The sequence below is a fragment of the Polaribacter sejongensis genome (assembly GCF_038024065.1).
Classification (GTDB): Bacteria; Bacteroidota; Bacteroidia; order Flavobacteriales; family Flavobacteriaceae; genus Polaribacter; species Polaribacter sejongensis.
In genome coordinates this window covers 3,647,875-3,671,652 of the sequence record NZ_CP150667.1, presented here as the reverse complement: position 1 = coordinate 3,671,652, position 23,778 = coordinate 3,647,875, and the positions used below count along the sequence as shown (strand labels likewise).

At 30.0% G+C, this 23,778-nt stretch carries 19 protein-coding genes; 8 read left to right on the top strand and 11 right to left on the bottom strand.

Annotated elements, in window-relative coordinates; all coding sequences use genetic code 11:
• The first annotated feature begins 39 nt into the window (after window positions 1–39).
• Window positions 40–651, top strand: coding sequence for a thioredoxin family protein (locus WHD08_RS15000; RefSeq protein ID WP_208890261.1), 612 nt, complete (start codon window positions 40–42; stop codon window positions 649–651).
• Between the two features lie 184 nt (window positions 652–835).
• The gene (locus WHD08_RS14995) at window positions 836–1,318 is read left to right on the top strand and encodes an ABC transporter ATPase (protein ID WP_208890262.1); all 483 of its coding nucleotides are present in this window, start codon (window positions 836–838) and stop codon (window positions 1,316–1,318) included.
• 133 nt (window positions 1,319–1,451) lie between these two features.
• Here the strand turns inward: WHD08_RS14995 and WHD08_RS14990 are convergent, their stop codons facing one another.
• Window positions 1,452–1,838, bottom strand: a complete 387-nt coding sequence (locus tag WHD08_RS14990; protein ID WP_208890263.1) for a nucleoside triphosphate pyrophosphohydrolase family protein — start codon at window positions 1,836–1,838, stop codon at window positions 1,452–1,454.
• Between the two features lie 214 nt (window positions 1,839–2,052).
• Here WHD08_RS14990 and WHD08_RS14985 point away from each other — a divergent pair, with 214 nt between their 5' ends.
• The 4 genes from WHD08_RS14985 (at window position 2,053) to WHD08_RS14970 (ending at window position 8,680) form a co-directional block, all read left to right on the top strand.
• Complete coding sequence (locus WHD08_RS14985; protein WP_165732174.1) at window positions 2,053–2,259, top strand: hypothetical protein; 207 nt, start codon at window positions 2,053–2,055, stop codon at window positions 2,257–2,259.
• Window positions 2,260–2,431: 172 nt separating this feature from the next.
• Window positions 2,432–2,692, top strand: a complete 261-nt coding sequence (locus WHD08_RS14980) for a hypothetical protein (RefSeq protein WP_208890264.1) — start codon at window positions 2,432–2,434, stop codon at window positions 2,690–2,692.
• 325 nt (window positions 2,693–3,017) lie between these two features.
• Entirely contained in the window at window positions 3,018–7,727 is a 4,710-nt protein-coding gene (locus WHD08_RS14975) for a cadherin-like domain-containing protein (RefSeq protein WP_208890265.1), read from the top strand.
• Entirely contained in the window at window positions 7,724–8,680 is a 957-nt protein-coding gene (locus WHD08_RS14970; RefSeq protein ID WP_165732168.1) for a PorP/SprF family type IX secretion system membrane protein, read from the top strand. The genes WHD08_RS14975 and WHD08_RS14970 overlap by 4 nt, the downstream gene beginning before the upstream one ends.
• A gap of 148 nt (window positions 8,681–8,828) precedes the next feature.
• Here WHD08_RS14970 and WHD08_RS14965 read toward each other — a convergent pair whose 3' ends face one another.
• From WHD08_RS14965 to WHD08_RS14955, 3 genes are read right to left on the bottom strand one after another with little or no spacing between them, the layout of a single operon-like run.
• Window positions 8,829–10,868 carry a dipeptidyl-peptidase 3 family protein gene (locus WHD08_RS14965; protein ID WP_208890266.1) on the bottom strand — a complete coding sequence of 680 codons (2,040 nt, stop codon included), beginning with the start codon at window positions 10,866–10,868 and terminating at the stop codon, window positions 8,829–8,831.
• 38 nt (window positions 10,869–10,906) lie between these two features.
• Window positions 10,907–11,668, bottom strand: a complete 762-nt coding sequence (locus WHD08_RS14960) for a hypothetical protein (protein ID WP_208890267.1) — start codon at window positions 11,666–11,668, stop codon at window positions 10,907–10,909.
• Window positions 11,669–11,670: 2 nt separating this feature from the next.
• Window positions 11,671–12,225 carry a DNA-3-methyladenine glycosylase I gene (locus tag WHD08_RS14955; protein WP_165732163.1) on the bottom strand — a complete coding sequence of 185 codons (555 nt, stop codon included), beginning with the start codon at window positions 12,223–12,225 and terminating at the stop codon, window positions 11,671–11,673.
• 98 nt (window positions 12,226–12,323) lie between these two features.
• Here WHD08_RS14955 and WHD08_RS14950 point away from each other — a divergent pair, with 98 nt between their 5' ends.
• Window positions 12,324–12,755 carry a DUF6146 family protein gene (locus WHD08_RS14950; protein WP_208890268.1) on the top strand — a complete coding sequence of 144 codons (432 nt, stop codon included), beginning with the start codon at window positions 12,324–12,326 and terminating at the stop codon, window positions 12,753–12,755.
• 10 nt (window positions 12,756–12,765) lie between these two features.
• On the opposite strand, the gene WHD08_RS14945 is transcribed toward WHD08_RS14950, so the two are convergent.
• Window positions 12,766–17,343, bottom strand: coding sequence for a YCF48-related protein (locus WHD08_RS14945; RefSeq protein WP_261972507.1), 4,578 nt, complete (start codon window positions 17,341–17,343; stop codon window positions 12,766–12,768).
• Window positions 17,343–17,834 (bottom strand): dihydrofolate reductase, encoded by a 492-nt coding sequence (locus tag WHD08_RS14940; protein ID WP_208890271.1) that lies wholly within the window; start codon window positions 17,832–17,834, stop codon window positions 17,343–17,345. The genes WHD08_RS14945 and WHD08_RS14940 overlap by 1 nt, the downstream gene beginning before the upstream one ends.
• 302 nt (window positions 17,835–18,136) lie before the next feature.
• On the opposite strand from WHD08_RS14940, the gene WHD08_RS14935 reads away from it, so the two are divergent.
• A complete protein-coding gene (locus WHD08_RS14935) occupies window positions 18,137–18,433 on the top strand; it encodes an isoamylase early set domain-containing protein (RefSeq protein ID WP_208891164.1) in 297 nt (98 codons plus the stop codon).
• A 186-nt stretch (window positions 18,434–18,619) separates the two neighbouring features.
• Here WHD08_RS14935 and WHD08_RS14930 read toward each other — a convergent pair whose 3' ends face one another.
• The 5 genes from WHD08_RS14930 to WHD08_RS14910 form a co-directional block, all read right to left on the bottom strand.
• Window positions 18,620–19,444 (bottom strand): thymidylate synthase, encoded by an 825-nt coding sequence (locus tag WHD08_RS14930; protein ID WP_208890272.1) that lies wholly within the window; start codon window positions 19,442–19,444, stop codon window positions 18,620–18,622.
• A gap of 86 nt (window positions 19,445–19,530) precedes the next feature.
• Entirely contained in the window at window positions 19,531–20,976 is a 1,446-nt protein-coding gene (locus WHD08_RS14925; protein WP_165732153.1) for a NupC/NupG family nucleoside CNT transporter, read from the bottom strand.
• A 17-nt stretch (window positions 20,977–20,993) separates the two neighbouring features.
• On the bottom strand, window positions 20,994–21,605 hold the full coding sequence (locus WHD08_RS14920) for a bifunctional nuclease family protein (protein ID WP_165732151.1): 612 nt from the start codon (window positions 21,603–21,605) through the stop codon (window positions 20,994–20,996).
• Between the two features lie 354 nt (window positions 21,606–21,959).
• Window positions 21,960–22,916, bottom strand: a complete 957-nt coding sequence (locus WHD08_RS14915) for an electron transfer flavoprotein subunit alpha/FixB family protein (RefSeq protein WP_208890273.1) — start codon at window positions 22,914–22,916, stop codon at window positions 21,960–21,962.
• Between the two features lie 109 nt (window positions 22,917–23,025).
• Window positions 23,026–23,772, bottom strand: a complete 747-nt coding sequence (locus WHD08_RS14910) for an electron transfer flavoprotein subunit beta/FixA family protein (protein WP_208890274.1) — start codon at window positions 23,770–23,772, stop codon at window positions 23,026–23,028.
• Window positions 23,773–23,778 lie beyond the last annotated feature (6 nt).

The following is a 23,778-nucleotide window of genomic DNA, read 5'->3' as shown; positions in this document are numbered from 1 at the left end:
TATAATCAATAAAAATACCTTTGCATAAAACATTAAGAGATGAAAAATATTATTGAAAAAAGTTTACAAAACGTATTATCTTATAGTGAATATAGAGATTTAGTAAGTAATTTATTAGCAGAAGGAAAAGCGACAGGACAAGAACAATCTGAAGATTTAACAAATTACAGTATGTTAAACGACAGAAGAATGAAGCGCTTAGACAAAACCATAAAAATCCCTGAAGCTACTATTACTAAAATGCAAGAAATTACTGAACCTCAAACTTGGTTACTTATTACAGAAGGTTGGTGTGGAGATGCTGCTCAAAACTTACCTGTTATAAACAAAATTGCAGCAACAAATAGTCTTATTAATCTTAAATTAGTTTTAAGAGATGAGCATGAAGATTTAATGAATCTGTTTTTAACAAACGGAGGGAAATCAATACCTAAATTAGTTGCTCTAGATAAAGACAATAATGTAATTAATAGTTGGGGACCTAGACCTAGTGAAGCTACAAAAATGGTTGCAGACTATAAAGCCAAACATGGTGTAATAGACGCACAGCTTAAAGAAGATTTACAAGTTTGGTATAACAAAAACAAAGGACAAAATATACAAGACGATTTTATAGAACTTTTTACAAATACACTTGCTAAAGAAGTCTAAAAAGTAATTTAAAGTAGGCGTCTTAAAAATAGCTTTTATCGTCAACCTGAACTTATTTCAGAATCTTAATATTATTGAGTTTTCAGTAATTTGAGATCCTGAAATAAGTTCTATATGACAATGTGAAAACTTTTTAAACAAGCACTTCTCTTTTCTGTATATTTGCAGCGAAAATTATATATAAATGTTTGTAGATTATTCCACAATTACCGAAGATGCAAAAGTTTGGGTGTACCCTTCTAGTAGAAAATTTTACCCAAATGAAATTGAAGGAATTGAAAGTAAAGTAAAAGATTTTCTAGAAAGCTGGAAATCTGACGATGAAAACTTTAAAGCTTCCTACCAATTTTTATACAATAGGTTTATTGTGTTTTTTGCAGATGATGAAAATTCAACGTTAACAAACTCAGATATAGACGCTTCTGTTTCTTTTATCTTAGGATTACAACAAGAATATGAAGTAGAATTGTTAGACAAAATGAACGCTTGTTTTAAACAAGGAGAATATGTACAATACAAAGATTTAAAAGACTTTAAAAAACTACTTAAAAATAAAGCTGTAACAGCAAAGAGTATCATTTTTGATAATTTAATAACTACAAAAGTGGACTTTGATAACAATTGGGAAATTCCTCTTGAAGAAAGCTGGTACAATAGGTATTTATAACAATCTATCTTGTATACATTGTAAAGTCTAATTTATCTTTACGAAACTAATGCAAGTTCCTTCTATTAAAAACTTGTATCGAGAATAAATTAAGTAATTAATTCTCGATACAAATTTTACTTATTATAATTGCCTATTTATCTAAAATATCGCCAATATTTGGCTTAAAGTAATTAGGCCCTTTTAAAACTTTACCATCTTCTCTGTAAATAGGTTTACCGTCTGCACCTAATTTACTCATATTACTACGCTGAATTTCATTAAAAACCTCTTCAATTTTATCTTGCATTCCGTGTTCTATAATTGTTCCACATAAAATATACAGCATGTCTCCTAAAGCATCTGCAACCTCAACCAAATCATTATTTTCTGCTGCCTCTAAATATTCTTCATTTTCTTCTTTCATTAAATTAAAACGAAGCGTGTTTCTATCTTTACCAATATTTGCAATTGGCTTTTGATTCATATTTAATTTAAAAGCGGTGTGAAACTCAGTTACTGCTGCTATTTTGTTTTTCATTATATATTAAGGTTTATTTATATTTTTTATTGTTGATTTAATTAATAAGATTCAATTTTAGAAGTTACACCAAAAACAAGGACATTCTTCTTTTAATTTGTAATTTTGCAGAATAGAATTTTATTAATTTCAGTTAGACAATATATAGAAACTTTCTGATAAAATAAAAGCTTCTTGTTTACCATTAACCCACAACTTATAAAGAATACAAATTATGTTTTTAAGTGCTTATTTTACAACAGGAAGAATTATTTTTATGACTTTATTTTTCATTTCTTTTGTAGCTTTAATGATTTACAGTTATAGAAAAGACATAAAAAACCACCAACGCTATTATAAAGGAACGGGTAAAAAAGTGCTTATTTACGGCGCAATTGTTATAGCTGTTTTTGTTGCCATCAGAATACTTTGGGGTCAATAAGCTAATTTACAAATACTTAATTTGTTTTTAAATCAATTTTAAACGTTGTTATTCATAATAATTTTATAATTTCGCAAAAATAAAAAAGAGAAATAGAGTTATAATTAAAATATTTTTAGCTACATTTATCAACATATTATTAGAAATACATAATCATTTAATCCCCCAAAGAATGATACCCTTAAATAAAAACAAATGCAAGCTACTTGCATTCTTCATATTTCCTTATCAGTTTGCTACTGCAACTTCTGTTGCTCCAGCTGATAATTACAACATTAAAACAAATACTACATTAACAGTTAACAATCGAGACGCTTTTATTAATCACATAGGGCCAAATGAAAATTCTCAATTGGTTACTAGTTTTTATTCGAGTTACCCTATTTGTTATATTCCAAAAAACACAAACACTTATACAAATACTAATAATTAATAATTAATAGAAATATTAAAATCATTTAATCCCCCAAGAATGATATCTACTAAAAAAAACAAATACAGTACATTTATATTATATGTAGTATCCCTTTTACTACTATTTATATTATTTTATTTCTTATTCAATCAGTTTGCTCTAGCAGACCCTGGATCAAAAAAGGATAATACTTCTGCAAAAAATAATACTACTTTAAAGATAAAATCTTTGAGCTTATCTGTTAATACAACAGATTTAGGTATAAATTATTCCACTCTCAAAACCGCATAATTATCTAACAATATTTAAACTTTTTTATTAAAATCATTTAACCCCCCAAAAAATGATACCCCCTAAATACAATACGTATAAAATACTTATATTTTTTTTACTTTTCTATCAATTTACATCTGCACAAACAGCACCTGTAGCAAAAGATGATAGTTATACCACTACATCTAATACAGTACTAAGGATAGAAACTCCTGGTTTATTAAGTAACGACACTGATATAGATGATGACGATCTAGAGGTTACAGAGTTTACATTAGATAGTATTACATATGCTGCAGGAGACACAGCCAACTTAACCGATGGAACAATTACTATAAATGCAAATGGTAGTTTTCTCTTTATACCTACTACTAATTATAATGATATTACTCTTGCAATTAACTATGTAATTTCTGATGGCACGTATACAGATTCTGCTAACTTGAGCATTAAAGTTAACAACCTATATGCGCCAGATCTTAAAAATGACAATTATTCAACAGAAACAAATGCAACGCTTAATGTTGATGCGCCTGGTATATTAAGTAATGACACAGATAAAGACGACAGTTTTTTATTAGTTACTGAGTTTAAAATAGATACCATTAGTTATAATGCAGGTGAAAAAGCAAATTTTACTGAAGGATCTATTACTATTAATGAAGATGGTAGTTTTTCTTTTATACCTGCCGCTAATTATAACAACAAAATTCCTACAATTAGTTATACCGTTTCAGACGGAACTTTTACAAGTACTGCTAACTTAACTGTAAAAATCATTAACTTATATCCGCCAAATGCTAAGGATGATTATGATACAGCAAACATAAACACTACTTTAAATGTAGATGCTCCTGGTGTACTTATAAATGATAGTGATCAAGATAACAACTCATTATCGATTATCAATTTTATTATAAACGGAACAACTTATACCACAGATCAAAAAGCAATTTTTGCAGGAGGTAGTATCTCTTTTAAACCAGATGGTAGCTATAGTTTTATCCCTACTAAAAATTATACAGGGAACATTCCTGTAATTAAATATATTATTTCTGATGGAACTTTTACAGATTCAGCTAATTTATATTTAACAGTAGAACATATAACCGATTTACTAGAAATAAGCTCTATATCTAGCTGTAACCAAGGCTATACAGTAGATGGAGTATATAAGATTAAATACAGTTTAACCCTTAAAAATAAAAGTACTGCAAGAGATTACCATGCAGAAAACCTTATAAAAAACATCGATTTAACAAATGATTTAAACAGCATTTACGGAAATGGATGTGTAGAACAGATAGAAGGAGTTACGGTAAATACTACTGCTGTTCAAGATTTTGTAGACAACCCATACCCTACCGAATTTAATACAGATGCTGTAAATAATAACTTTTTAAATGCTACATCAAATTCTCTTTTTAACAAAGATGCTATAGATAATTTCATTTTATACCCAAGGCAATCTATAAATATTGAATTTTGCGTAACGGTAAATCCTTTTTGTGGTGGTAGACCTAACCCTACTCCTTCTGGTTCTGGAATCGATTTTAATCATGTAGCAGAGGTAACTTCTACAATAGGAAACGACGCTAACAGTATTTTACTTGAAGATTTTCATACTACAGAAGCTATTGTGGCTGGAGGATTATATGTACCAGAACGAAATCCTAATGTAAACCCAGACGGAACTTTTGATTATAACAATAGAGTTATCTTAACAAATGAAGGTACTGCTACAGCTAATAATATTAATTATAACATGGGTTTAGGCGATTTCTTAAGCAAGGGTATTGTTTTTAGAGAGCTTAAAGTTACTCAGGTTTCTGGTCCTGATGTTACTGTTAATACTTCTTATAACGGAGGAACAAACACAAAATTACTAATGCCAAATAACTCTCTTGAACCTGGAGAAACTGTAATTTTAGAAATCTATTATTTAACAGAACCTTTCTCTTCTACTGGAATTAACAATTTTTATCAATTAAACCTTTCACAAACACAAGGAGATTTAGACGGACTAGATGAGTCAACTTCTTCTAACAACAAGAAATTCTCTTTTGTTAATTGGTCTGATGGTTTAGGAAATCATTTAGATAGATATTACCCAACAAATTCGTCTACAGCACCAGTAACATCTGCAATGCAATGCAGTTGCGCTTCTTCTAATATGGTATTGTTATTTAGTTCTGCCAATAATAATGAGAAAGCAATTTCAGAAGTTAATAAAATTCCTAATGGTATTTTAGAACATGATGAAGTTACCTTTCAACTTACCATCAAAAACAATAGTAACATTGTTCAATTAGAAAACTTAAATCTACAAGACGACTTAAATAAAATTTGTTCTGGTAATATTGTTTCTGTTACAACTCCTTTTATAGAGAACTCAACAGCAACAAAAGATCCAATATTAAACCCTAATTACAACGGAACATCAGATATCAATTTTTTTGATGGTACTTCTGGTATATTAATGCGAGGAGAAACAATTACGGTTCAATTTACAGTTGTTTTTTATGAAGACTGTATTGGCAATAACACTTCTAAATTTACTGCAACAGACCCATTAAATAAAATTATAAGCTCATCTGATTTTGTAGCTGTTAATGCCACTACAGATTCTGACAATGATGGTATTTCTAACGCTGTTGATATTGATGATGATAACGATACCATACTAGATGTTAATGAATACAACGGGTTAAATCCTTTAGATGATCATGACAACGACTTTATACCTAATTACAGAGATACCGATTTTGGTGTTGATGCTAATAACGATGGTATTGTAGATATTTTTGATTTTGATGCTGATGGAGTTCCTAATCATTTAGATTTAGATAGTGATAACGATGGAATTTTAGATATTGTAGAAGCAGGAAATAAGTCTGTAGATACAAACCGTAATGGTCGTACCAATAAACCTGTCGGTAAAAATGGACTTGATAACACTAAAGAAAACAACGATACTACCAATGCCTCTATTAATTACACTATTCCGAATACAGACACCAAGGGCAATCAAGATTTTATAGATATTGATGCAGATGGAGATGGTATTGTAGATAATATTGAAGGACAAACTACCGCTAATTACAAAGCTCCAAATGGTATTATTAATGCTTTAGGTATAGATACTGCATACCCAAATGGAATTACTCCAACAGACACAGATCGTGATGGTAAACCTGATTATATTGATCTTAATTCTGATAATGACATTCGTGATGATGCTATTGAAGCTTGGGATTTAGATAATGATGGAATTGCAGAAACTACCCCACTAAATATAGACATTGACAATGATGGTTTAGATGATGCATATGACAATAATACTGCATTGGTAAACCCAACAAACGGTCAAGTTCCTACTGATTTCCCAAATAATGATGACCCTGATACAACCGAAAGAGATTGGAGAGAGATCATAGCCATTGTTGTACTTATTGATAATGTATCCGTAATTGAAGGAGAAGATTTAGAGTTCACAATCTTGTTAGTTAAAAAGACGGATCACTCAAAATTGATTCAAAGTGCATCACCAATTAATATTAGCTTTTCAACAGTAGATGGTACCGAAACTGCAGACACATACAACATAGCAATTGCTCCTTATGATTATAAGCAAGTAACTTCTAAAACCTTAACGATAGATCCTTTTACAGATACAAATAGGTTTACGGTAAATTCTTTAGATGACAATATTGATGAGCTAGATGAATTATTTACTTTAAAAGGTAACATAACTTCTAACAACACCATTAATACAGAAATAAGAGGGATTGGTACTCTTTTAGATGATGAAGACGCACCGTCTATTACAATGAATAACGCTGTAAGTAATGAAGGTGATGATTTAGAACATAAAGTTACTTTAAGCCGCCCATCTTCTAGACCTATTTACATAGACATTCAAACAACAGACGGAACTGCAATTAGTCCAGAAGATTACCAAAGTTTTTATAAATCTTTAACCATTACCGAAACCACAGATCCTAATAACGCAAATACAGAAAGCTCTTTTAACATTCCTACTTTTATAGACAATATAAACGAACCAGATGAATTTATAAACGTTGTCGGCGTTGTAGCTTCTGCTCATATTGGAGCACAAGATTTAACTAAAACAGGTACAATTTTAGATATAAACCCAGATCCTAAAGTTATAATAGATAATGTTACTGTTATTGAAGGGCGTACTTTAACTTTTACCATTTCACTAGTAAATCCAGATTCAGATGAACCAATGCAGAATTATTTACCGATTAACTTTAATTTAGAAACGGTTAATGAAACAGCAAGCGATTTAGAAGACTATAATCCGGAATTTACCATCGCTTATATACCAGCACTTGAAACATCTATAACTCAAGATGTAAAAACCATAGATGATACTATAAACGAAGATACAGAAACAATGCTATTAGAGGTAGAAATAACAAGTACAGGTGTTTCTAATTATTCATCAACAATTTTTGGTATTGGAACCATAAAAGACAATGATTACCCAAATCTTTTTTCACCAAATGATGATGGAAAAAGTGATGTATTTGAAATCTCTGGAATTGAAGAATATCCAAACTTTAGAATAACGATACTTGACCGTTGGGGAGGTCAAGTATTCGATTATAAAAACAATGGTAATCCAAATCCACTTTGGTGGGATGGCACCAACAACGGAAAACCTGTTACGGAAGGCATCTATTATTACTCTTTAGATTATAATGATGGTATTACAAAACCTAAACAAAGCTTTATCCAATTAATAAGATGATACAAAAAAGCCCCCAAAACAATTTAAGAATTACAGATAAAACGCTTTTTACGTGTGTCTTACTAATTATTTTCTTTAACACATTTAATTACGCACAACAGACACCACATTATACACAATACATGTATAATATGCAGGTAATAAACCCTGCATTTGTAGGTTCTAGAGCAGATCTAAGCATCTCTTTACTAGCTCGTCAACAATGGGTTGGTGTAGAAGGGGCACCAGAAACCAAAACGTTTTCCATAAACGGAAGAACAGCAGCTGGTTTAGGTTTTGGTGCAACGGTTATAAACGACAAATTAGGTTTAGCAAATAGTACTAATATAAATTTAGACGTCTCTTATACATTGCCTATATCTCGCTACGAAAGACTCTCTTTTGGTTTAAAAGGTGGCGTTACTTTTTTTAATAATAATTATGCAGGAGGTGTAACACCAGATAATGAAATATATGCTTCTACAGATGGAAGTTATCCCAATATTGGTTTTGGTGGATTGTATTACACTGAAGATTTTTTTATAGGATTATCCATTCCAAATATTTTAAAATCTAGACAATTTAAAACTTTAGAAAACCTTGATGAAAGCTTTGGAATAAGCAATCACAATTTCTTTTTAGCATCAGGATATATCTATGAGATGTCTGAAGAATTAAAATTTAAACCTTCAACGATTATAAAATACACCCCTAGTCTACCTGTTTCTGTAGATCTAAATGCTAATTTTATTTATAAAGAAATAATTGAAGCAGGTTTGTCTTACCGTTATAAAGAATCTATGAGTGCTCTGTTTGCTATAGTTGTTAATAAAAAATATAGAGTTGGATACTCTTATGATAATAGACTGGCTAATTATGGAGAGAATCTAAGCTCTCATGAAATTATAATTAGTTTTGATTTAGATTTAAAAAGAAATACACGCTGGTTGTTTCATAACCGCTGTTACTTTTAAAATATTCCCTTTAATTTTAGACTGTTTATTGTTTACCTATCAATAAAATCAGTTTATAATTTGATTATCATAAAAAAAACGACTCTGTTTAGAGTCGGTTTTTACATAAATTACTTTTAAAGATATTCCTTATCAGGAATAAGAAATTTTAATTTTCAGTTCCTAAGAAATTATAATTTTTAGAATAAAATAACATTTGCTCTTCAAAATCTTTAGGGTGTGTAACTTGTACATCTATAACCTTTCCATTTTCATCTACATCCGGAACTAAAACAGGGTTTACAAATCCATTATAAGGTGCAGATTTAAACTGCTCATTTCTTTGTAAAACCTCTGCATGTATTTGTTGATCTACTTTAACACCATACCCTTCTACCAAAGCTTTAGCAGCATCAAAATCACCTTCAGATTTTATACGTTGTGCCTCTTTTAATAAGCTTCCAAATATTACTCTTAACTTATCGTAATCATTTATATTAAAGTACGTTTTACCGTCTCTCACAACCTTTTCTATAACATTGTCTTTTTTACCTTGCTCAAAAGCCCAAGCAGAAACCCATTGTCTGTTCACCATGTGGTCTTCCTCAATATCATCTCCTAAATTAATTCTTACTAACTGAGTCATTAATCCATTTCTAATATATCCATCATAAGCAGCCATTCCTAACTCTTTGTAATTATCTGTCAATCCCAATTCTTGTAATTTAGAATCCATTAAATAATACAAACCAACTAAATCTGCACGCCCTTCTTCCATTGTAGAAGCATAATTTTGAAGCGTTTCTTTTGGTTGCCCTATTCCTTCATTAATTACACCAGAAGCATGCCCAACAACTTCATGCAAAGAAGTATGTAATTTATCTGCAATCTGACCGTATTTTTCTTCTAGACGAACTTCCTCTTCATCATTGGCAAATTCTTTTAAACGATCTGTTCCGCCTACATTATTATAAGCCCCAATAATGTTTCCTAAAGAAACAGATTTAGAACCATGTTGTTCACGAATCCAATTGTTATTCGGTAAGTTTACACCAATTGGCGTACTTGGAGATGCATCTCCTGCCTCACCTGCAACATTTACCGTTTTATAAGAAACCCCAACTACATTTTGTTTTTTGTGAGAAGGATCTAACGGAGCATTATCTTCAAACCATTGCGCATTATCAGATAAAACTTTCATTTTACGAGACATGTCAAAATCTTTAATCTGAACAATAGTTTCATAAGAACCTCTGTATCCTTTTGGATCGTTGTATACTTCTATAAAACCATTTATCCAATCGATATTTCCTTCTGTAGAAGTTGCCCAAGCAACACAATACTGATCCCAAACATCTAAACTACCAGTTTTGTAATATTCTATTAATAACTCTAAAGTATGCGCTTGCTTATCATTTTCTGCAACTCCTTTTGCTTTTTCTAACCAACCAATAACATTGTCTAATGCAGCACCATACATTCCGCCAGATTTCCACACTTTTTCTACCAATTTACCGTTTTCTCTAACTAATTTAGAATTTAAACCCGCTTCAATTGGTTGCTCTTTAGATCCTTTATAAGCTGTTTTATAAAATTCAGCAACATCTTTGTCGGTAATATCTGGTCCATAAAAATTAATTGCTGATGACAAAATATTGTCAACTCCAGATTTCTTATTTACTTTTTTATTATCAGCATCATTAAATAAAATTTCAATTATTGCTGATGACAATTCTGTATTTGAATTTTCTAATAAATCTTCTGTAAAATATTCTTTTGTAAATGCTGGTTTTAATTTATCATTAGAATAATGATGATGAATTCCGTTAGAAAACCAAACTCTTTTTAAGAAGGTTTTAAACGATTTAAAGCTCTCACTTCCTCTATCTCCAGTATAATTTTGGTTGATATTTTCTAAAGCCTTTCTAATACTTAAATTATAGCGATAGTTTTGATCCCACATAATATCTCTACCAGACAAACCTGCTTGTGTTAAGTAATAAACAAGTTCTTTTTCTTTTAAAGTAAGCTCTTCAAACCCTGGGATTTTATAACGCAATACTTTAATATCTGCAAACTGTTCTACAAAATGGTTAAATTCTGCTGTTGCTTTTACCGTTTCTTTTTCGGTTTCTTTTTTTTGTTCCGCAGTACAAGAAGCCAATAATACAGCTACTGAACAACCAAAAATCATCTGTTTTATATTCATTTTATTAAATTTATAATTGATGTATAAAGGTACAAATTTTAAGTGCGTATACTTCGTATATTTTTAAGCCTACTCCAAGTTATCTTATGTCTTTGAGTATAAATTACAAAGCAACCAATATCTAATAAAAAGTAAAATAAACTAATACCACTTGGCGGGTTATTACTTGGTAAAAACTCAAAAACTTCAAACCCTATACTTGGCCAACTCCAGCACCCAAAGGCAGTACCACCAATTTCTAAAATTGCTACTAAAATATACATCGCATAGAAAAACAACCTATCCTTAGGCCTTTTCCAAAGTAATAGAAAAACACCTATTGTCATTACAAAACCAAAAACATCTGAAAAGAAAACAAGATATGTAGTTGCAAAAATTGCAATTACAATTGCAAACAATTGCTCAATAGCTTTATTGTATTTTTTTACAACTGATGCCTTACTAAACATTAAAATTCTACCGTACAAAGCGGCGTGACCAATGGGTACATAAAACGGCACATTCTCTAATCTATAAGTATACATACTTAATGCTCTAGAAAAAAGATATTCTCCTCCAAAACCCAAAATTACAGCATAAATCATTAGTTCTTTTACTCTTGGAGTAGATCTAAAGTACATTTTTAAAAAACCTGCTAACATTAAAATATTAATTAATAGCTGCGAGCTTGTTACGTTTTCTGCAAAATAAATACTATCAAAAAACAAGACGAAAACAAAAAAAATAAAGCGACCAATTTCTCTGTTAAAAATAGAAATGATTTTTTTTAAATCATCTTTGGGTATTTCAAATACATTCATTCTTATAAATATTTAAAACAATCTGTAGTGTGGTCATTTACCATACCAACAGCTTGCATATATGCATACATTACAGTAGATCCTACAAATTTAAAACCTCTCTTTTTTAAGTCCTTAGAAATTTTATCTGATAGCGCTGTTGTTGCAGGTACTTCCTCTCTTTTATTAAACTTATTAATAATTGGTTTGTTATTAACGTAAGACCAAATAAATTTAGAAAAAGAACCAAACTCCTTTTGAATATCTATAAATAATTGTGCATTTGTAATGGCACTTTTAATTTTTAGCTTATTTCTAATAATGCCACTATCTAATAATAAAGATTCATATTTACTTTCGGAATAAGTTGCAATTTTATTATAATCGAATTGATCAAAAGCAACTCTAAAATTTTCTCTTTTGTTTAAAATTGTAATCCAACTTAAACCTGCTTGAAAGGTTTCTAGGATTAAAAATTCAAATAAAACACCATCATCATAGACAGGTGTTCCCCACTCTTCATCATGATATTTTTTATACAAGTCACTGTCTGTTACCCAAAAACATCTTTGTTTCATCCTTTTTTATTAAGGTTGAAAATTAATGTTAAATCAATTAAAAACCAACCTATTTTAGAATATTTTTCGGAACTTTACTTTAAATAAAACAATTGATTATGAAACTATTAAAACAACTTCTTATACTTTTTTCTTTTGGATTATTTGTGTACGCTTGTGGTTCATCATCCATAAAAAAAAATACAACATCAGAAGAAAAACCTGTTGTTATTGCCAATGATAGTTTAGAATATGAAGTAATTATTATAGACCCTGGTTTTAATGCCTTTTTAGCTTCCATAGCTAAACCAGAAGGTTATTATTCTCAAAACTACCTAGAGGCTAGAAATAGAACTTGGGTTTTAGAATGGAATAATAGAGCTAGAAACCCTATTCAATTCAACGCTAATATATATGAAAACATCGTTGACTACCAATCTACTACTGATTACGGTTACGACGTAAACTATAAATTATTTAATTACTTTTTATTTGCCCAACAAAAGTATAAAATGAATTTAGGGGGAGGTTTTTCTAGTAGAATTAGATAATTATTTGAGTTTAATTTTTAATAATTTTTTTAGTAAACACTTTCGAATTGATAGATATTTTTAAAAAATATACTCCAGATTTTAAACTGCTTATATTTAAGTAAGAATTTTCATCAAATTCAAATGATTGTTCTTTTCCTAACAAATTGTAAATTTTAATAACCTTTTTAGAGCTTTTTAAGTCTATAGGAAAATCTACTTTTATGCTATTCTTAGAAGGAACAGGATACACTGTAATATTTTCAACCCTATCAGATTGACCAACGGTTAAAACATCTTTTATTGTAACAAATAAATTATTTCTTACTCTAGTATTTGTTATGTTATCTATTTCTGTTACAATTATTTCTCCTTCACCAATTTCTCCCCAATTTATTTCTATTTTATTTTCATTCTCAACAGAATTATCATCTCCAATTACCTTCCATAAGTATCTAGAATCTGCACTAAGAGCTGTGTAATATACTTCGTTTGTAAAGTTTAAAACTTCAGAAGAACCTACAATATTAGGATTAGGTGTATTGTAAACATTTACAATTAAATCTCTAGCACCTACTACTTCTTCACAATCATTAAAAGAACTAACCGACACCACAAATTGCCCTGGTTCTTGCCAATTAACCTTAGCAATATTATTAGCATACTCTATAGAATTATTACCAGTGACAGACCATTTATACGACGTGTTAAAACCTTGATTAATAGAATAACTCGATTTCGATTTTTCTACTACATTTATATCTCCATTAATAAAACTTGGCAATAAAGAAGCTTTATTTAATGTGTATTTATAAAAGGTTCCACGATCTCCTATTAAATAAAGCTCGTTATTAAAAAACTTTAAATCTTTAACATCTTCTTCTAGAACTTCTACCGTTTGCCAACTATTTCCATTATCAATACTTTTATTAAGAGTAGTATCCCCCCCTCCATTTGTAGAAATAGCATAATAATTGTTTAAGTTAACTTCTAACTCTGTAACACCAACAGGCATTATACTTACAACACGCTTCCATGTATCTCCTCCGTTAGAAGTAACATAAACAAGACCATCATTATTACCTATTACACCATTTAATTCGTCTTTAAAAAAGATAGATGTAAAAAACACTTCATCTTGATAGTTATCCTCTTTTAAATCATTTTTATAAGTAAAACTTACACCACCATCTATAGTTTTATAATACCCATTATATGTTAATAAGAAACCAATATTATCATTAACAAAATAAATATCATTGGGTTTTGAAAATTCATCATAACTTAGATTTGGATTTTTAACCCAAGTAATTCCGGAATCTTCAGATTTATAAAAGTTTTCATAAGAAGTACCATAAACAATATGATTATCTCCCCAAAATAAATTGAGTAAACCTGGATTTTCAAATATTTGAAAACTTTCTCCAAAATCTTCACTCACATAAATTTTATTTCTACCTAAAATATAAAACTTATTATTTTTGATGTAACATTTAAAATATGCTTCATTTTCTACTTCCGGAAGGTTTATTTTCTGCCATGTTATTCCTCCATTTTTTGTAATTCTAGAATCACTATTCCCAGAATATTGACCATTAGACAAAAGCATACCTAAATTATCTGAAAAATCCATTGATACATAATATGCATCTCCTCTTAAAGACGATTTCAGTTTAATATCATTATCTGCTACATCCATTTTATATATTGAATGTCCGTTTTCAGAAGTTCTTCCAAACCCCTCTCCATGACCTACAATTATGGCATTATTATCATTAAAATCAATACTGGTTATACTCCCTACTCTTTCAAAATCTAGGGAATGCCAAGTATTACCTCCGTCTTCTGTTTTTAAAATAGAGCTATAATTAAACCCACCCATAAAATACCCTGTATTTTCATCTATAAATTTGAGTTTCGTTGGATAACTTACATTAGTAACACTCTTAAACTCCCATGTTTTCCCTGCATCTTCTGTTTTTATAATTTGTCCTTTATACGATGTAGCATAACCAATTTTATCATCTATAAAATCTATTTTACTTATGGTAGATGAATAGCTAAATTCTGGAAAATCAACACTTATATTCTCCCAATTTAAACCACCATCAGTCGTCTTTAAAAAAGACTTAGAATTTTGACCAATAATACCTTCATTTTCATTAAAAAAATAGGCACAAGTTAAATTACTATAATTTACTTTTTTAAACGTCCAAGAAATTCCTGCATCTATCGTTTTATAAATTTTACCTTCACTACCAAATACATAACCTACTGCTTCTGAAACAAAAAACATATTATTTGTATAAGGATAAGACTCAACAGGAAAACTTACTTGAAACCAATTCTCACCAGCGTCCATAGTTTTTAAAAGAATACCACCTCCTTTTATATAGCCAACATTATCGTTTATAAATTGTATCTTATTAAGTGTGTTTGTAATATCTACGCCAACGTTCTCCCAAGTAATTCCTACATCTGTAGATTTTAAAATCCGACCAAAATCACCAACTGCTACTACCGTTTTATCATCTATAAATGTTACATCATTTAATCCGTAAGATAAATTGATTAAACTTTCTGAACACTCCCTTAAAACATCTTCATTCTGATTTACAACCTTTATTACAAAACTTCCTTCTAAAGTATTAGCGGCATCATTTATAGATGTTGCTTTTACGCGAACAATCAAAGTATTTTGCAACTCGTAATTAAAAATCTTATTTGCCTTTAATTTATTATCTTCAATAATAAAATTACTATTATCTGCTTCCCCATCAATAAGAATAAACTTATAATCAATATTATTTAAACTAGAAAAACGACCAATCTCTGTACTTAATTGATTGTTTTCTTCAATACTATTCGCACTTAAAAGAAATAACGAATTTTCAAATTTAATGTCCTTTTTTAATGGAAAGGTATTCGTTTTATTTTTTACAATTCCTTCTTCTACAGTTCCTATAAAATTAATCTTATAATTAAAAGACTCAGCATCATTAGATTTTATATAAAGTATACCTGATTCTTCTTTTAATTTACTCGGATAAAAACCAATTTGAAAACTAGTAAACTCTCCTGGCTTTATAATTTGACTTATAATTCCTTCAGAATTGTTTTCATTTATATTTTTATCGGATTTATTATTCACAAAAAAACCTTTTCCATCAATATAGATTGAAGAAAGCGCCAAGTCTTTATACCCTTTATTTTTTATGGTAAATGTTTTGGTTACTAGACTATCTACTTTAGATGTTAAGTTTATAATTTTATTATTTTTAATAATTGAATAAGATTCTTTTACCTCTATAGACGGACTTGAATTAATAGTAAAAAGGGCATTTTCTGAACCCGAAAATGTACTTCCTTCTATATAAACTGTACTGTTTCCTACGCTTACATTAAATAAATCGTTAGAGTATTTAGAAGAAACTAAAATATCTGAAGTCTTATGAATATCGCCAAAACTGCCATTTGTATAATACAAATTAGAACCTGATATAAAATATAAATTGTCTTTAAAAACAAACATATTTACAGAGCTACTTACTGCATTATTTAGAGACTCTTTAGTCCCGGATGCAGTACCGTTAGAAACCCATAAACTGTATCCATATTGGCTTTTTCCACTAAAGTATAAATTATTTTTGTACGCTATAAAATTTGACATTTGAGAACCAGAAGAATGCCTATCCCAACTAAAAGATTTTATTGCTAATGTGTTTGCCGCAGTACCATCTGTTTTCCATAAAACATCTGTGTCGTCTTCCGAATTAAAATCTGTTCTAATTGAAAAATAAACGTCGCCATTTACAAAAGTAAAATTATCAATATCTATATCTCCATATTTTGGTTGGTTGTACTCTTGTAATAAAATTAAATTCTCATTTTTATCAATTTTATAAAACCGTATATTTTGTCTGTAACTAGTATGGGATATAAAATACAGTTCGTTGTTAAAAACATTAAATTCTGCAACACTATAATAATTACCTACTTTAACTTCTGTTAATGAATGATCATAAACGTTAACCGTATATAACTTAGTTCCCTGTGAAAAATAAAGTAAATTATTTGCTACAATTAAATCACCTCTATTTGAATGAGCACCATAAACTTTTAAAGTCCCCACTTCTGTGCCGTCTGTTTTCCATATATCTTGATATCCACTGATATTATCATCTGCTGCAAGAAAATAAAGTTCATCATTATAAACAGTAAACCCTCTAGGGTTAGCACTTTGTTTAACGTACTTATATATGTTTTTAATAAGAATTGTTCCTTGTTCCGTACCATCAGATTTCCATAATTCTTGGCCATGAACACCATCGTTTGCTGAAAAATAAAGATTATTTTTAAAATAAAAAAGGTTGGATATCGAAGACCCCCTAGTTCCTTTGTATATATCTTTTACTAAAACAGTTCCTTCTTTTGTCCCATCAGTCTTCCATAATTCATTACCATAAAGAAAATCATAGGCTATAAAATAAGATTCATTATTACCTTTTACAAACTCTTTAATAGAACCAAAATCTTTTAGATACTCTTGCGAGACTAAATTTATAGTGTAAAAAAAACTAACAATTAGGAGGACTAGATACTTATTCATTATTTTTTCTTTTGAAAACTTACAAAACTAAAATCAAATTTATTTTTTTCGTCTGCTATAAAATCTTCTCTATTTGTTTCTTTCCAAATTTTTAAATCTATCTCTGGAAAAAAAACATCTGCTTCAAATTCATGATGCACTTGAGTAATATCTAATCGGTCTACCAAACCTTTTTGCATGCTTTCTTTATAAATTTGTGCGCCACCAATTATAAAAATATCATCTTTATTTTCTACCATTCCTATGGCTTCTTCAATACTATTGGCTATTAAACACCCTTCTTTAAAATAATTTTGATTTCGGGTTATTATAATAGTAGTTCTATTAGGTAATGGTTTACCTATAGACTCAAAAGTATTTCTGCCCATTAAAATGTGATGTCCGGTTGTAACTTTTTTAAACCTTTTTAAATCTGCTGGTAAATGCCAAATTAAATCATTATCCTTTCCTAAAGCATTATTCTTTGCAATTGCTGCTATAATTGTAATCATAGAATCCTAAAATTTTAACAAAATTAGAATATTTCTACTAAGATTTGACGTTTTAAGGGCACTTTAAATCAAAATAGCATACTTACGAATACGTTTTCGAACTGAAAACACTGAAAATCAAGTAGAAACAAATATGCTTTATTTTATATAAACAATAAATTTAATTCCCTTTCATTTTGAATTATCAATAATTTATATGGCCATTTTACATAACTGATAATTCTTTTATTTTCTTACAAAATAATGATGTTTATAACCAAGTAGTTACATATTTTTACTTAAAATTTTTGAATAGAATAATTATGGCAATTAAAAAACAATTTTTAAAAAGCAAACCAGTTTGTAAAGTAACTTTTACTGTACCTGCTGAAGAAGCTAAAAAAGTAGTGGTAGTAGGATGCTTTAATGAGTGGAATGAAAAATCGGCTCCTTTAAAGAAATTGAAAAATGGGTCTTTTAAAGGTACTTTAGATTTAGAATCTGGAAAATCTTATGAGTTTAAATACTTAATAGATGGTACATATACAAACGAACAAGAAGCAGATGGACTTGCTTGGAACGACTTTGTAGGAACAGAAAACAGCGTATTAAACTTATAATAACAACGTTATTGATATAAAAAAAAAGAGCTTCCAATTAATTTTGAAAGCTCTTTTTTGTTTTAATTTCTATGAGTTGTTTTAATCAACAACCTCTACCTAAAGGCACCAGGTATGCTTGCAATACAACTATTTTTCATTTGAAGCAAGCCTCCGGAAATTGAATCTTTGGCTATTGCCTTGCGATTAAACCGCAACTTTTCCTTTAATATGTGGGTGAGGATTATAATCTAACAGCTCAAAATCTTCGAACGTAAAATCTTCGATATTTTTTATTGCTGGGTTCATTTTCATTTTTGGTAATGGTCTAATATCTCTAGCCAACTGAACTTCAAATTGTTCTTTATGGTTATTATAGATATGAGCATCTCCAAAAGTATGAATAAATTCGCCTGCCTCATAACCACAAACTTGTGCAATCATCATAGTAAATAATGCATAAGATGCAATATTAAAAGGTACTCCTAAAAAGATGTCTGCACTTCTTTGATATAGTTGACAAGATAACTTACCATCTGCTACATAAAATTGAAAAAAAGCATGACAAGGAGGTAACGCTGCTTTGCCATTGGCTACATTTTCTGAAAAAGATACCGAAGTATCTGGTAATACAGAAGGATTCCAAGCAGAAACCAACATTCTTCTTGAGTTTGGATTGGTCTTTAAAGACGTTATTACATCTTTTAATTGATCTACTTCATCACTATTCCAATTACGCCATTGATGTCCGTAAACAGGACCTAAGTCTCCATTTTCGTCTGCCCAATCATTCCAGATTCTTACACCGTTTTCTTGTAAATATTTAATATTTGTATCGCCCTTTATAAACCAAAGCAATTCATAAATAATAGATTTTAAATGTAGTTTTTTGGTAGTAACCATTGGGAAACCTTCACTTAAATCAAAACGCATTTGGTACCCAAAAACACTTTTTGTTCCAGTACCTGTTCTATCTCCTTTTTCGTTTCCGTTTTCTAAAACGTGTTTTACTAAATCGTGATATTGTTTCATTTAGTTGTGTAATCTTTTAATTATGTAATTGTTTATTAAAGTACATGTAAAGGTTTAAACAAATAAACAATTACACGCTTACACTTTTATCCTATAATCATACCTGCAATTGTTGCAGACATTAAAGAAGCAATGGTACCTCCAATTAAAGCTTTAATTCCAAATTCTGACAAAACTTTACGTTGTCCAGGAGCTAAAGATCCAATACCTCCTATCTGTATACCAATAGACGCAAAATTTGCAAATCCACACAACATGTATGTTGCCATAATTATAGATTTGTTATATGTTAAATGAGTTGCACTAGCTACATTTTTTAATTCTGCTAACTGAATATAACCAACAAATTCACTTGCAGCCAATTTTATACCCAATAACTGCCCCATTAAAGCCATATCTTCTTTAGCAACACCAATAAGCCACATTAAAGGAGCAAATATATATCCTAAAATAAACTCTAAAGAAAGACCGTCGTAAAGCGTGTTATTTGCGATAAGTTCATTAACAGAAGTACAGCGCCATTCTAAGCTTAAAAATTCAATTGTAAAACCATCAAAAGATGCAACCGCTCCTAAAATACCATTTAACATCGCTATTATAGCTACAAAAACTAAAAGCATTGCTCCTACATTTACGGCTAAACGTAAACCTTCTGTCGTTCCATTAGCAATAGCATCTAAAATATTAGCGCCTATTTTTTCTTGAGAAACAGTAACGTCAGAATTTACTTCTTCAGTTTGTGGATATAATATTTTAGAAATTACAATAGCACCAGGTGCCGCCATAACAGAGGCCGCTAATAAATGTTTAGCAAATACCAATTCTAATTCTTTATCTCCACCACCTAAAAAGCCAATGTAAGCAGCCAATACAGCACCTGCAACGGTTGCCATACCACCAATCATTACCAATAACATTTCCGACTTATTCATTTTCTCTAAATAAGCTTTAATTAGAAGTGGTGCTTCGGTTTGCCCTAAAAAGATATTACCAGCTACAGAAAGACTTTCCATACCTGAAATCCCTAAAAATTTAGACAATACAATTGCTAAAACTTTTACAACTTTTTGAATTATTCCCAAATAAAACAATAAAGAAGTTAATGCAGAAAAGAATATAATTGTTGGTAATACTTGAAAAGCAAAGATGTAACCAAACTTATTCATATCTCCTACAATACCAGCAAATAAGAACTCACTACCTGCTTTTGTATAAGCTAATATTTCTATAAATATACCTCCTACAAATTCAAATATAGATTGTATAAATTCAACTTTTAAAACTCCAATAGCAATTAATAATTGCAATCCTAAACCAATAGCTACTTTTTTCCAATCTATTGCTTTTTTATTTGCACTAAATAAGAAAGCTATTAAAATTAATGAAAACATTCCTAAAATTCCTCGCCATAAACTCTGAAAAGAAAAACCTTGACTAGGTATAATTTCTGTTACAGCAGAAACTGTTTCTGTACTTTGAGAAAAAACTGAGATTGACAACAAACAGAAAACAGCAATAAATATTTTTTTCATAATGTGTACTTATAATATTAAGAGCGTTTACTAATTTCGTCTCTAATTTTTGCAGCTAATTCGTAGTTTTCATCAGAAACTGCAGTATTTAATTGGTCATGAAGTTCTTCTAAACTAACGTCAGAAAAAGAAGACTCCTTTTTAAGGATTAACGTATCTATATCAATAACGTCTTCTTCAGATTCTGGTGTATCTTCAATTCCAAATTCTTCTTCTATCTTAAGAAAAATACCTGCTTTTTCTAAAATATTTTCATAAGTATATATTGGAGCTTGAAAACGAACTGCTATTGCAATTGCGTCTGAAGTTCTTGCGTCTAAAACTTCTTCTACGCCGTCTTTTTCGCAAACTAAGCTAGAAAAAAATACTCCATCTACTAATTTATGGATAATTACCTCTTTTACTGTGACAGAAAAGCGGTCTGAAAATGTTTTAAAGAGATCGTGTGTAAGTGGTCTTGGAGGTTTAATTTCTGTTTCTAAAGCAATTGCAATAGATTGTGCTTCGAAGGCTCCAATAATAATAGGTAAAGTTCTCGTTCCTTCCATCTCACTCAAAACCAATGCATAAGCACCACTCTGAGTTTGACTGTAAGAAATACCCTTTATAGTTAATTGTATTAAACTCATAAATTTATTTACGTAAAACTAAAATATATTTGCAAAACTTTTTGAAGTCATTTTTACAAACTTTTAGAGGGGCACAATTTAATAAAAATAATAGGTTAATGCTGATATTTCTCAAAAAAGTGAGTTTTACTCTTGCATGAAGGATTGAAGCACCTGTTTGAGCTCTTTTTATTTTTCTTTTAAAATAAAAAAGCGAGTGCCTTTCGTCTGGCTCAAGATAAACTCCAAGCCTGACGAAATTATTTTGACTTTGATAAAAGTTGATAAAAAAACTTATCAAAATTTTACTTCTGATAAGTTTCTAATATTTCACTTTAAATAATTTGGGCACGCCCAAAAAATAATTCTTTATAATTAAGACGCTTTAAAAGCTTTTAATTTTTCGATTAATTTTGGAACTACTTCAAAAGCATCACCAACAATCCCATAATCTGCTGCTTTAAAAAACGGTGCTTCTGGGTCTGTATTTATAACTACTTTTACTTTTGATGCGTTGATACCAGCTAAATGCTGAATTGCTCCAGAAATACCAATGGCAATATATAAATTAGATGCAACTGGCTTACCAGTTTGCCCTACATGTTCTGCATGTGGACGCCATCCTAAATCTGAAACTGGTTTAGAACAAGCTGTTGCAGCGCCTAAAACACTTGCTAATTCTTCTACCATACCCCAATTTTCTGGTCCTTTTAAACCTCTACCTGCAGAGACAACAATTTCTGCATCTGCAATAGTTACTTTACCAGTAACTCTTTCTATTTTTTCCGATTTTACTCCTGATTCTACTATTGTAGCTTCAAAAGTTTCTGTGCTTCCAGTAACTACATTTTCATGAACGCCATAAGAATTTTTTGCAACTACTATAACTTTATGTTCTGTAGAAATTACAGTATTTGAAAATGCTTTGTTAGAAAATGTTTTTCTTTTTACTGTAAACGGACTCGTACTTGATGGTACATCTACTACGTTAGAAACGCAACCTGCTTCTAAGTTTACTGCAATAATTGGAGCTAGATACAAACCATCTGTACTAGAATCTACAACTACAACAGTGGCATTTTGTGCTTTTGCAACTTCTGTAATTACAGCTGCATATTGTTTTGCATTAAAAGTTTGTAAAGCATCATTAGAAACTGATACTACTTTCTCTGCTCCGTATGTATATAATTCTGATGAATCGCTTGCGTTTATTGTGAGTGCAACAACATTAGTACCTAATTGTTCTGCAACCTTTTTTCCATATGAAACTACTTCTAAAGCAGTTTTCTTAAATTTTCCTTCCGATGAATCGGCAAAAACTAAAACAGACATATATTTATTTTTTTTTTAAAATTGTGTAAATGTGTAGTTGTTTACTGTGTAATTGTTGGGTAATCGTTATAACAATTACACTATTCAACAATTCACCAATTACACTCTCTTATATTACTTTTGCTTCGTTATGCAATAAGCTAATTAACTCATCTACATTATCTGCATCTACTAATTTTACAGCTCCTTTTGCTGGTAGTTTTTCAAAAGATTGAATACTTGTTGATGCTTCATTACTAACTGGCTCTACCACTTCTAATGGTTTTTTACGTGCCATCATAATTCCACGCATATTTGGTATGCGTAAATCTTTTTCTTCTACCACTCCTTTTTGTCCACCAATTACTAAAGGTAAACTTGTAGATAAAGTTTCGTTTCCTCCATCTATTTCTCTAGTTGCAGTAACAGAAGTACCCTCTACTTCTAAACCAACACAACCATTTATAAAATTAAAATCGGTTAACGTAGCTAACATTCCTGGAACCATTTGACCATTATAGTCTGCAGATTCTTTTCCTGCCAATACTAAATCATATTCACCATTTTTTACAACTGCTGCCAATTCTTTTGCTACTTGAAATCCGTCTGTTGGGTTTACATTTACACGTATTGCATTATCGGCTCCTATTGCTAAAGCTTTACGCAATGTAGGTTCTGTTTCTGGACCACCAACATTTACAATTGTTACAGAAGCACCTTGTTTTTCTTTAAACCACATGGCTCTTGTTAAACAAAATTCATCATAAGGATTAATAACAAACTGTACTCCATTTGTATCAAATTTTGTATCGTTTTCTGTAAAATTAATCTTAGACGTGGTATCTGGAACATGACTAATACAAACCAATATTTTCATAAAATT

Excerpts from the sequence above, each read along its gene's own strand:
- WHD08_RS15000 (WP_208890261.1), top strand. The coding sequence starts at position 40 with ATGAAAAATATTATTGAAAAAAGTTTACAAAACGTATTATCTTATAGT.
- WHD08_RS14995 (WP_208890262.1), top strand. The coding sequence starts at position 836 with ATGTTTGTAGATTATTCCACAATTACCGAAGATGCAAAAGTTTGGGTG.
- WHD08_RS14990 (WP_208890263.1), bottom strand. The coding sequence starts at position 1,838 with ATGAAAAACAAAATAGCAGCAGTAACTGAGTTTCACACCGCTTTTAAA.
- WHD08_RS14985 (WP_165732174.1), top strand. The coding sequence starts at position 2,053 with ATGTTTTTAAGTGCTTATTTTACAACAGGAAGAATTATTTTTATGACT.
- WHD08_RS14980 (WP_208890264.1), top strand. The coding sequence starts at position 2,432 with ATGATACCCTTAAATAAAAACAAATGCAAGCTACTTGCATTCTTCATA.
- WHD08_RS14975 (WP_208890265.1), top strand. The coding sequence starts at position 3,018 with ATGATACCCCCTAAATACAATACGTATAAAATACTTATATTTTTTTTA.
- WHD08_RS14970 (WP_165732168.1), top strand. The coding sequence starts at position 7,724 with ATGATACAAAAAAGCCCCCAAAACAATTTAAGAATTACAGATAAAACG.
- WHD08_RS14965 (WP_208890266.1), bottom strand. The coding sequence starts at position 10,868 with ATGAATATAAAACAGATGATTTTTGGTTGTTCAGTAGCTGTATTATTG.
- WHD08_RS14960 (WP_208890267.1), bottom strand. The coding sequence starts at position 11,668 with ATGAATGTATTTGAAATACCCAAAGATGATTTAAAAAAAATCATTTCT.
- WHD08_RS14955 (WP_165732163.1), bottom strand. The coding sequence starts at position 12,225 with ATGAAACAAAGATGTTTTTGGGTAACAGACAGTGACTTGTATAAAAAA.
- WHD08_RS14950 (WP_208890268.1), top strand. The coding sequence starts at position 12,324 with ATGAAACTATTAAAACAACTTCTTATACTTTTTTCTTTTGGATTATTT.
- WHD08_RS14945 (WP_261972507.1), bottom strand. The coding sequence starts at position 17,343 with ATGAATAAGTATCTAGTCCTCCTAATTGTTAGTTTTTTTTACACTATA.
- WHD08_RS14940 (WP_208890271.1), bottom strand. The coding sequence starts at position 17,834 with ATGATTACAATTATAGCAGCAATTGCAAAGAATAATGCTTTAGGAAAG.
- WHD08_RS14935 (WP_208891164.1), top strand. The coding sequence starts at position 18,137 with ATGGCAATTAAAAAACAATTTTTAAAAAGCAAACCAGTTTGTAAAGTA.
- WHD08_RS14930 (WP_208890272.1), bottom strand. The coding sequence starts at position 19,444 with ATGAAACAATATCACGATTTAGTAAAACACGTTTTAGAAAACGGAAAC.
- WHD08_RS14925 (WP_165732153.1), bottom strand. The coding sequence starts at position 20,976 with ATGAAAAAAATATTTATTGCTGTTTTCTGTTTGTTGTCAATCTCAGTT.
- WHD08_RS14920 (WP_165732151.1), bottom strand. The coding sequence starts at position 21,605 with ATGAGTTTAATACAATTAACTATAAAGGGTATTTCTTACAGTCAAACT.
- WHD08_RS14915 (WP_208890273.1), bottom strand. The coding sequence starts at position 22,916 with ATGTCTGTTTTAGTTTTTGCCGATTCATCGGAAGGAAAATTTAAGAAA.
- WHD08_RS14910 (WP_208890274.1), bottom strand. The coding sequence starts at position 23,772 with ATGAAAATATTGGTTTGTATTAGTCATGTTCCAGATACCACGTCTAAG.